This is a genomic window from Chitinivorax tropicus (assembly GCF_014202905.1).
Taxonomy (GTDB): domain Bacteria; phylum Pseudomonadota; class Gammaproteobacteria; order Burkholderiales; family SCOH01; genus Chitinivorax; species Chitinivorax tropicus.
Window position 1 is genome coordinate 136,083 of the sequence record NZ_JACHHY010000012.1, and the last position, 10,130, is coordinate 146,212.

A 10,130-nucleotide genomic window follows, 5' to 3' on the forward strand; every position below is an offset into this window, starting at 1 on the left:
AATACTTGTGCGGGTTATTGCGGGAAGTATATAAGCTGCTCTAGAATGTGGCAATGCAATGTTTTTGATTCTTGTATACGTTGCATTGTGATTACCACATGACGGGCGACGCCCGCACTTTGGAGCATGGGAGTGAAAGCAGACAAAGCCATCGCGACCTACCGGCGCATGCGGGCGCAACCGCTGTGGCGTCTGCTTGCCTCGACTACCGGGCCCACCGTCATTGGCCTGCTTCAATCTCATCTGTATGAGGGCGAGCGAAGCCTCCCTGCTTCCATTTTTCACGAACGCATCGCAAGGGATCTGGAAGAGCTGCGCGCCCAAGGCGAAGACTTTCCCCAAACGGCACAGGCGTATGTCGCCAGCTGGCTCGCCGATGGCTACTTGGAACGACGCTTCCCGGCTGGGGCTTCAGAGGAGGAATATGAACTCTCCACGGCGGCTGTCGAAGCCATTCGGTTCGTATCTGGACTGGCACAGCCGCATTCAGCTGCGACCGAAAGCCGCCTGACCCTCGTTATCGAGGCCTTGGCCCGACTTGCCGAGGACACCGACACCGACAAGTTCCGACGCATCGACCGGCTCATGGCCGAGCAAGCCCGTATCGACAAGGAAATTGACGCCATCCAGAAGGGGCAGATGCGCGTGCTACCCCATACAACGGCGCTCGAGCGCACGCGGGAGATCATCACGCTGGCCGACGATCTGGCCGGTGATTTCCGCCGTGTTCGCGATCAGTTCGACCAATTGAATCGCGATCTCCGTGAACGCATCATGGACAACGATGGCAATCGTGGGGATGTTCTGGATTCGCTGTTCGCCGGAATCGATCTGATTTCAGAGAGCGACGCAGGCCGGACTTTCTCCGCTTTCTGGCGGTTGCTTACGGACCCGGAGCAGGCGGCCACGCTTGATCAGGCGCTTGATAGCGTTATGTCGCGGGAGTTCGTGGGGCAGCTCGAAGCCAAGGAGCGACGATTCCTTCTGCGGCTGACGCGCACCCTTCTTGAGCAGGGCGGCATGGTTCACGAGGTGCTCCAGACCTTCGCGCGCAGCCTAAAGCACTTCGTCCAGAGCCGTGAATACCTCGAGCAACGCCGACTCAATCACTTGCTGAAAGACGCTCAGCGCGCAGCACTGAGCCTGAAAGATGAAGTCAGGGCCACTGAGACCCTCCAGTACACGCTGGAACTCACGAGCAGTCGGTTGCGCTCCTTGTCCCAATGGGTGCTGCACGACCCATCCCTGCAAGCATTGCCCGGGCAGATGGCAGAAGGGGACGCGCCGCCCATCGACCTGGAGTCTGTGAGCGAACTGGTCGCTCAGTCCGAGATCGACTTCCGAACACTCAAGGCCAACGTGCTGGCAGTCCTGGAGCAACGCTCCCAGGCATCGATTGCCGACGTACTGGAGCAGTTCCCTGCCGCACAGGGGTTGGGCAGCGTCGTCGGCCTGCTGGCGTTGGGCAGTCGGCATGGGTTCAAGGCCGACCACAGTGAAACCGTTGGCTGGGTTGGAGGCGACGACGAGCGTCGTAGCGCCCGAATTCCAAAGATCTTCTTTTTGAGGGAGCGGGCCAATGAACTGGTCTGAGAACGATGAATCGGCAATGCCGGCCGAAGCACAAGCACCCGAGGCTGCTCAGGTGCCTGCCAACACCCTGTTCATGGGTGACAGCGGTGAGTTGGCACTGGATACCCGGCGCGCGCTGGTGCAGCTACTGGCAGGGCCGTCGCTGGATGGACGTCGGCATCCAAAACTCTGGCCGATCTTGGTGCGAGACGAAGCGGTGATCCGTCGGCGTCTTGCCGAACTGTTTCTCGAACTGGTCATCGACCGAGACGTGCAAGTGGCCTTCACGCGCCAGGCAGATACCGGCGACCTCGAAGTGCCCCTTCTGCTGCGTCGCGCCCAACTGACCTTCATTGACTCCATTCTGTTGCTCCACCTTCGCCAGCGATTGACCCAGGCGGACTCGCAGGGCGACCGCGCCGTGGTATCGACAGACGAGATCACGGAGTTTCTCTCCCTCTATGAGCGCGCCGCCAACACCGACCGTGCAGGGTTCGTGAAACGGGTTCACGCCTCTATCGAGAAGATCAAGAAGCACAGCATCCTGCAGAAAATTCGCTCAAGCGAGGATCGCTTCGAGATTTCGCCGACGCTGAAACTCCTATTCTCAGCCGAGGAAATACAAGCGCTGACGCACCTGTATCAGCGCATGGCCGCCGGAGAGGCGCCAGCGCAACTGACTCAGACCGACGCTGATGAGGAGGTCGACCAATGATTTCGGAACCCCAAACCGCCTCCTTGTTTGCCCGCGAGCAGTTTCGGATGACTCGCCTGCAGGTTTACAACTGGGGCACTTTCTCCGGCTTGCACGATGTGCCGATCAGCGAGCGAGGCTTTCTGTTTGTGGGTCGATCCGGCGCTGGGAAGTCGACGCTGCTCGATGCATTTTCGGCGTTGCTGACACCGCCTCGCTGGATCGATTTCAACGCTGCAGCGCGCGAGGCGGACCGCAGCGGTCGTGACCGAAACCTCGTTACCTACATACGTGGTGCGTGGGCTGAACAGAAGGATGGGGAGTCAGGCGAGATCGCGACCCGCTACCTGCGCGCGGGGACGACCTGGTCAGCCTTGGCGCTGACCTACCAGAATGCCTTGGGCCAGTCTGTGGTGTTGGTTCAGGTGTTCTGGCTGCGCGGTAATGCAAACGGTAGCGCCGACGTCAAACGCCACTACCTTGTCATGGAGCGGGCCTTTGACCTGCGCGAGCTGGAGGACTTTGGTCAGTCAAACTTCGACATCCGAAAGCTCAAGCAGCCCTTCCCGGAGGCATTCGCTCGCGACGAATTCCGCCCCTATTGCGAACGGTTCTGCCGTCTGCTCGGCATCGAGAGCGAAATGGCTCTGCGTTTGCTGCACAAAACCCAGTCGGCCAAGAACCTCGGCGACCTCAATACCTTCCTGCGCGACTTCATGCTCGACAAGCCCGAGACCTTCGAGGTGGCGGATCGCTTGGTCAGTGAATTTGGCGAACTCAATGCTGCCCACCAGGCGGTTGTCACGGCCCGCGAGCAGGTTCAAACACTCGCGCCAGCGAGGGATCAGCACCAGCGCAGGGACTCGTTGATGCTGCAACGCAATGGACTGGATGAGCTTCGACTTGGCGTTGATGGCTACCGGGAAACTCGGCGCATTGAGCTTCTCAAGGAGCATGTGGCAGCCCTGGAGGTGCAAGCCAACGGCTCAGAAGGTGAAGTGGGGCGACGTCAAAGCACCCTGGATAACCACGCCGCAACCTTGCGCGATCTGGAGCGGCAGCACCGTGAGGCAGGCGGTGATCAGATCGAGCAATGGGAGGCTGAGAAATCGGGGCTGGAGGGCCAGCGCACAGATCGCCTGCGCAAACGCGGTCAGGCCGAAGAGGCATGCAAGAAGCTGGGGTGGAGCCTCCCGGATTCGCCTCAAGCCTTCGCGGAACTGTTGGGAAACGCGCGGGAGGAGGTTGAAAACTGGGAGCAGCGAAGCAACGCGAACCGCGAAGAACAGTTCCGCCTGGCAGGAGAAAAAAGGGACGCTGAGGCAGCATTTTCGCAAGCAGTGAAAGAGGTGCAGGCACTCCAGCGCCAGCCATCGAACATTCCAGCCGACATGCTGGAAATGCGCCGAAATATCGCTGCCGCCATCGGGATCGCGGAGTCGGCACTTCCCTTTGTTGGCGAACTCGTCGAAGTGAAACCTGACGAGGCCGAATGGCAGGGGGCCATTGAGCGCGTCCTGCACGGCTTTGCGCTCTCACTCCTTGTGGACGAGCGCCAGTATTCCGCGCTGGCCAATCACATCAACACCACCCACCTTGGGCAGCGCTTGGTGTATTACCGGACTGGCCGTCCGGAGACGTGGCAGGCCAAGCCAATCGGGGCTAACTCGCTCGTACTCAAGCTGAACGTCAAAGAGGGAGCCTACGCTGATTGGCTCCAGGCAGAACTGCGGCAACGCTTCGATTACGCGTGCGTCGATTCCATTCAGTCGTTCAGGAGCGCAGATCGCGCCATCACCCGCGAGGGCCAGGTCAAGCACAGCAAAACTCGGCACGAGAAAGACGACCGCAGAAGTGTCGGCGACCGACGAAACTGGGTGCTCGGATTCGATAACCGGGAGAAGTTCGGGCTGTTTCAAGCTCAGGCGCAGGAGCAGGCTGACGCGATTGCGCGCCTCGGCGGGGAGATCGACAAACTCTCCGACCAAGACAAGAACCGTGCAACCCGAGCGATGCAGTGCCAAACGCTGGTGAATCTCCAGTGGCAGGAAATAGATCTGCTCCCATTGCTGGATCGCATCTCCACCATTGAGCGGCAAATCCGCGAAGCGCGGGAAGGCAACACCACCCTACTGCAGCTCAGTGAGCAGATCGAGAAGCAAAAGAAGCTCGTCGAGGATGCTGATAAGGAGCTTCGCCAGGCAACGCGCGCGCACGACTCGATTCTTGACCAAATCAAGACCGGTACGCAGAAACTGGAATCGCTCCTACAGGACGCGTCTCTCGTTCCTTTGACGCCGCACCAGGTTTCGGGACTCGACGAGCGCTTCGCCAAGCAGTCAGATGCAGTCCGGCTCGACAACCTCGACAAGGTGACAACCTCTGTAGAACGCGCACTCAATGCGGAGATCGAAGAGGTCAACCGTGGGATTGGTGCCTGCGAGAAGGAAATAGAAGCGCGCTTCGCCGATTTCAAACGTCAGTGGCCCATGGACGCGGGCGACATGGACACGAGCCTCGCCAGCGCGCCAGACTTCTTCGCCAAATTGGTTCGACTGGAAACGGATGGCTTGCCTGCCTATGAGCAGCGGTTCTTCGAGCTGCTTCAAAACCAAAGCCACCAGAATCTGGCGGCACTTTCCACTTACCTGAACGATGCGCGCAAAGCCATCCTTGAGCGGATGGATCTCGTCAACGACAGTCTTGGCCAGGTGCCTTTCAATCAGAGCGCCAATCAACGCACCTATCTCCACATCGATGCCAGCGACCGGCAGCTTGTCGACGTCAAGGAGTTCAAGCAGGAAATCCAGCAGGCTCTGAGCCATGCGTGGACGGAGGACCGCGAGTTTGCCGAGGCACGGTTCCTGGCCCTACGCCGACTTGTTGATCGACTCGCCAGTCAGGACCCCGAGCAAAAACGTTGGCGTGAAACCGTGCTCGACGTTCGACAACATGTGGAGTTCATCGGAAGGGAAATCGATGAAAGCGGCGTCGAGGTCGAGATCTACCGCAGCGGAGCAGGCAAGTCTGGCGGTCAACGACAGAAGCTGGCCACCACGTGCTTGGCCGCTGCATTGCGGTATCAGCTGGGCGGGAACGACCACGGCGTGCCGATGTACGCGCCCGTCGTGCTTGATGAAGCCTTCGACAAGGCTGATAACGAGTTCACCGCTTTGGCGATGAACATCTTTACCAATTTCGGATTCCAGATGGTAGTCGCTACACCGCTGAAGTCCGTCATGACCCTTGAACCATTCATCGGTGGTGCCTGCTTCGTAGATATCAGCGACCGGCGCGTTTCAGGCGTCCTGCTGATCGAGTACGACGGTGACCGTCAGCGGTTGAAGCTCCCAGAGCACGCACGAGAGGAGGCTAGCGTTGAAGCTTCCTGAAGATGTCAGGCAGGCCCTTGTCCGTCGCTTTCAGAGCAAGCACCGCGAGTGGTTGATCGGTGATGCGGGCGAAAGCCTGTGGCCGCTAGAGGTTGCGCTCGGTGCACCGACGGAACAGGCTGCGCTGAGACAAGTCGATGGTGTTCGCGCTTGGGTGAGCGCATGGCAAGGCTGGCAAGGGGTCGGCATCCTATCTTGGTGTGACCGGCGGTGGAAGGCGCTTGGTGTCCAGCGACTGCCAGAGAAACTAGCGTTGCGCGGTCCCGAAGACGTTGCCATGTGGATTGGTGAATCCGCACGGTGGGAGCGCGCCCAGTCTCGCTACCGGGCGCTAATTGCCCGCTGGCCGGTACTGGCGCAGCAGTTGCCGAGATACTTTGATGTCCTCGCAGACTACAGCGATGCCGACTATCAAAGGCTTACAGAGATGCTGGATTGGATTGCGAGCCATCCGAACTCCAACCTGTATCCCCGCCAGATGCCGGTATCAGGACTGGACAGCAAATGGCTTGATGGGCGCAAAGGGCTGCTGACGGATCTGATGGCCGCAATACAGGAGGACTCATCCAGCGACCTGGATTTTTACCAGCGGTGCGGCCTGAAGGCTCCACCACTCCTTGTGCGCATGAGGGTGCTGGATCAGTCGTTGCGAGCTCATGTCGGAGGCGTGGGTGACATCACTGCGCCGGTTGACGACCTCGCAGGTATCAGTTGGCCTGTCTCGCATGTGTTCATTGTCGAGAACCTTCAAACGGGACTGGCAATGTCCGACATGCCGGGCGCTGTCGTGTTCATGCGCCTTGGCTATAACGTCGACGTGTTGGCCCGGCTACCTTGGCTTGCCCGTGCGAGGTGCATCTACTGGGGTGACTTGGATACCCATGGATTTGCCATTCTGCATCGCGCCCGTTCATACATTCCAGAGTTGCAATCCGTGCTCATGGACGAAGAGACTTTGCTTCGACACAAGGCACTGTGGGTGGACGAGGCGGCGCAGCATTCAGCAGCGGAACTGACGCTCCTAACCAAGGATGAGCAGCAACTTTATCGGGATCTCAAGCAGCAGCGCTGGGGACAAAACGTTCGCTTGGAGCAGGAGCGAATCGACTGGACTACCGCATGGAACGTGTTGCAAGGGTCATTGGCCTAGAGCCAGCGGCCTGTAGCAGTTGGTAGCCGATGGCGACCCCTGATCAGCGCAGCGCGTTCAACACTTTTTCGGCTTCTGGCCAGGGCAGCCGTCGCTTGCCCGACTTCATTCGGTCGAGTGCCTTGAAGGCGTCGTCGACAGTCAGCAGCTGGTTCTCGATCATGGCGCACAGCAACCCAATGGTGCCCATGACGTTGACCTGTTCCTTGTTGGCAACAATTCGCAAATTGGTGTCGCCCGTGAGTAGGGTGCAGGCCTCTTGCTTCGCAAGCGCCAATGCCAAGTAGTCGTTGTGACTGGGCTTGGGGCCGTTTTTCGCGGGAAGTAGGTGATTGTGCTGGCCTGGCAACTGCTGGGCATAGGCTACGAAGTCGCCGCTGACCTCCATGACCTGCAAGCCCAAGTCTTCCAGGCCCGGACTGCCCGGCTCGATTTCTTCGTAGTACAGCAGATCAGGGATGCCGAACTGCATCGGAAGCTGGAAGAGCGTCTCCATCAACGCTCCCGCTTCCATATCGATCAAGATGTTCGCATCACTGATGAGCAACCGCATCCGATGACTCCAGCTGGCGTTCTTTGTGGAAGCGCATCATCGGGATGCCCAGCAGTTCCGCCGCCTTGCCTTCGGAAATGTATTGTTCGGCCAAGGCGCGGTACACCAACTGATCAAACAGTCGTGGATGCTCTTGCGGCAGTGGCTCGCCCGGCTCAGTCTTTCGCCAGCCCTTGGCCGAAAACCGCTTCACCATCGAAAGGTGAGCAGCCTCGGTGATCACGCCACACTGTTTTGCGCGCTGCAGCCATCCGGCCATCGATAGGCCGAACTCGTGTTTGAGCACGTACAGCTCTTGCCATTCCAGGGCATGACGTTGTGCGCCAAGCAACTGCAACACCGCGACACGCGGAGCCAGGAAGGCACCGGCGAACCGGTCGCAGGCCTTCTCTTCGTCGATGCCGTCAGCCAGTCGTCCTTCGAGCAGCAAATGCCCCAGCTCATGCGCCAGGGTGAACCGCTGTCGATCACCAGGCCAGCGCTTGGAAACAGCCACGACCGGATACTCCCGGCCATCATCGGTTCGAGCCTTGGCCGTCAAGCCAGAGAAGCCCGGGTTTTCTTCATCGACCACGATGACCAGCAAGCCAAGGCCTTCGAGGGTGTCGGTGAGGTCAGCAATCGGATTCAGCCCCAACTGCCAAGCGTTGCGGACCGTATCCGAGAAGGCATCGATCTCATCCAGCGAGGTGATCTGCTCAGGCAGATTCTCGGGCGGTGCAAACGCCGGGAACGGCAGTTCGGGAAATGCGCCAAGCAACTCCACGCGCCTTTCCACCAGTTCGACGACCTTGATCTTCAGCGCATCCTGCGCCGTCTTGCCAAAGGTCGAGAGCTTGCGGAACTCGGGCTGCAGCAGTTCAACCGTATGCGTACGGAAGAAGTACTCGGTCCGGATGCCGCAGGCGCGGGCCAGCTTGAGCAGCTGAGTCGACGACGGCGTCAGCAGACCCTTCTCGTACTTCTGGATGGCGGTGTGAGAAACACCCACCTGTTCACCCAACGCACCCAGGGTCAGACCTGCCGCCAATCGTGCTTGACGAATGCGATCTGCAATCATGACGCCTCCTTGGGTTGGGTTTAAAACAACCGTCATTCTACCAAATTTTTAAACCAAAGAGAACCCCGCCCGCCTCGGAGGCCGTGGCATCACTCGTGGGCGACTGCCTCCATGTAGGGGCGCATCACAGTGGCGACGCGGCAGTCCTGGGCGTAGCGCCACAGATCGTCTGCGGACGCCTTGCGCGTCCTCCAGGCGTCTTTCAAGGCCTCCAGCGCCACATCCAGACCGATCTTGTTGCGATGTTTGAAGCAATCGACAACGGTCTTGGCCGGACTGTAGATCCGTACCTTCACCCCGTTGCAAAGGTGCTCTTCGACGCCTGCCAGATGAGCTCCACCGGCCATCTGAACCATCCGAATCGGCGGATAGTCGATCCGGGGTGAGTGGCTACCGCGCGGCATCGCGATCCAGACTTGACGCGGCAGTTGGGTGGTCAGCCCGTGAAACTGGAGTGCGGTGAGCAGGCAGAACACGGCTTGCGGCACCCTGGTGGCGACAAGGGCAAGACTCTCGAATTCCGTCATCTGTGTGCCTGGAAGACGGTAAAGACCCCGCCCGACCCGTTCCAGCAGTCCTGCGGCAGTCATGCGCGTCAGGATGACCCGGGGCGAGCCGATGGCGTCCAAATCGCTGGCGCGCAGCAGCCCTCTCTGGCTGGCCAGATCAAGGATGCGCTGGGTGTGGGTCTCGGAGAGCATTGCTGAAGTATGTTCCGTTTGATCGTCTAATATTTGTATTTGACGATCAAACGGAACTGGACGACTGGCTGCTGCGGCCTGAGCCATTTCCGCGCCCATTTACACCCATTTTTCAGTGTTGTGGATGCTACGGTCAGGCTGGCAACGATGCCAAGGCGTGCAGCAACGATCTGCTCTGGCTTGAAGGATCGACCTTGACATCAATGCCCTGGTCTTGGGCATCCTGGACCCAGCGTTTGGCCCATGCTATGACCTCGTCGCGGTCGAATCGGATGAGCTTCTGAACCCGACGATGCGGGATGCCCAATGCCTCTCGCATCTGCTTTTGCGTGAAGAGGTACAAAGGGAGCCCGGTCACATACGAAATTTCGCGCGGGTCCATCAACGTAGAGCCGCTCGGAAGCACGACGTCGGATGCTCGCTCCCAAGTTGAAGCTCGGAGGGCTTTGGACTCAAAGTCGAAGACTTCATCGATGGGGTATACGACGCGCTTGGACATTTTCATGAATCGAGGCCCGCGCCCCTCGCTACGCCAGCGTTGAAGTGTCTTGGGACTGATGTTCCAGCGCGTGGCCAGCTCGTTTTCGTTCATCATCATCTTCTGCATGGTTGACTCCGTCTGTGGTTGAAGGCAACGCATTCAGGCGTAGATCCGGCCACGAAGCCAAGTCATTCGCGGAGTTGCGATGCGGCTCGTCGCCTGACCGGGAAATCAGCGTGCATCAGCGGTCCATACCAATGTCCCTGCTGAGCACGACGATACGGACTTCTATGGGGACGTTTCGGCATCGTTGAAGATAAGCGGTTCGAGGCTCTGCTATACTCCACCACCAAGATTCAACGCCAGACTGTTATCAGTCTGGCGTTTTCATTTCTTCTTCTTAAGAACGCGTTCACGATCTCCTGAGCAGTACTGACCTTTCCCCGTTAGGTATCCCAGTCTTTAATTAGCAACCTGGGTCCTCTGTTGGTGGTACTTCTGCCGGAATTCTTCCGGCGTTAAATATC

8 protein-coding genes are annotated in these 10,130 nt (G+C 59.0%); 4 read left to right on the forward strand and 4 right to left on the reverse strand.

From position 1 onward, the window contains the following. Positions 1 to 132 precede the first annotated feature (132 nt). The 4 genes from HNQ59_RS11005 to HNQ59_RS11020 are packed head-to-tail and all read left to right on the forward strand — an operon-like array spanning position 133 to position 6,808. The gene (locus HNQ59_RS11005; RefSeq protein WP_184039027.1) at positions 133 to 1,593 is read left to right on the forward strand and encodes a DUF3375 family protein; all 1,461 of its coding nucleotides are present in this window, start codon (positions 133 to 135) and stop codon (positions 1,591 to 1,593) included. Continuing rightward, entirely contained in the window at positions 1,580 to 2,287 is a 708-nt protein-coding gene (locus tag HNQ59_RS11010; RefSeq protein ID WP_184039030.1) for a DUF4194 domain-containing protein, read from the forward strand. The genes HNQ59_RS11005 and HNQ59_RS11010 overlap by 14 nt, the downstream gene beginning before the upstream one ends. After that, complete coding sequence (locus tag HNQ59_RS11015) at positions 2,284 to 5,658, forward strand: ATP-binding protein (RefSeq protein WP_184039033.1); 3,375 nt, start codon at positions 2,284 to 2,286, stop codon at positions 5,656 to 5,658. Before HNQ59_RS11010 ends, HNQ59_RS11015 begins: the two co-directional genes overlap by 4 nt. Further along, on the forward strand, positions 5,645 to 6,808 hold the full coding sequence (locus tag HNQ59_RS11020) for a Wadjet anti-phage system protein JetD domain-containing protein (protein ID WP_184039036.1): 1,164 nt from the start codon (positions 5,645 to 5,647) through the stop codon (positions 6,806 to 6,808). Before HNQ59_RS11015 ends, HNQ59_RS11020 begins: the two co-directional genes overlap by 14 nt. A 43-nt stretch (positions 6,809 to 6,851) precedes the next feature. Here HNQ59_RS11020 and HNQ59_RS11025 read toward each other — a convergent pair whose 3' ends face one another. The 4 genes from HNQ59_RS11025 to HNQ59_RS19915 form a co-directional block, all read right to left on the reverse strand. Next, positions 6,852 to 7,361, reverse strand: a complete 510-nt coding sequence (locus HNQ59_RS11025) for a PIN domain-containing protein (protein WP_024958020.1) — start codon at positions 7,359 to 7,361, stop codon at positions 6,852 to 6,854. Continuing rightward, entirely contained in the window at positions 7,342 to 8,421 is a 1,080-nt protein-coding gene (locus tag HNQ59_RS11030) for an XRE family transcriptional regulator (protein ID WP_184039039.1), read from the reverse strand. Before HNQ59_RS11030 ends, HNQ59_RS11025 begins: the two co-directional genes overlap by 20 nt. 89 nt (positions 8,422 to 8,510) lie before the next feature. Beyond that, positions 8,511 to 9,122 carry a type IV toxin-antitoxin system AbiEi family antitoxin domain-containing protein gene (locus HNQ59_RS11035; RefSeq protein ID WP_184039053.1) on the reverse strand — a complete coding sequence of 204 codons (612 nt, stop codon included), beginning with the start codon at positions 9,120 to 9,122 and terminating at the stop codon, positions 8,511 to 8,513. A gap of 133 nt (positions 9,123 to 9,255) precedes the next feature. After that, a complete protein-coding gene (locus HNQ59_RS19915) occupies positions 9,256 to 9,729 on the reverse strand; it encodes a helix-turn-helix transcriptional regulator (RefSeq protein ID WP_343074245.1) in 474 nt (157 codons plus the stop codon). Positions 9,730 to 10,130 lie beyond the last annotated feature (401 nt).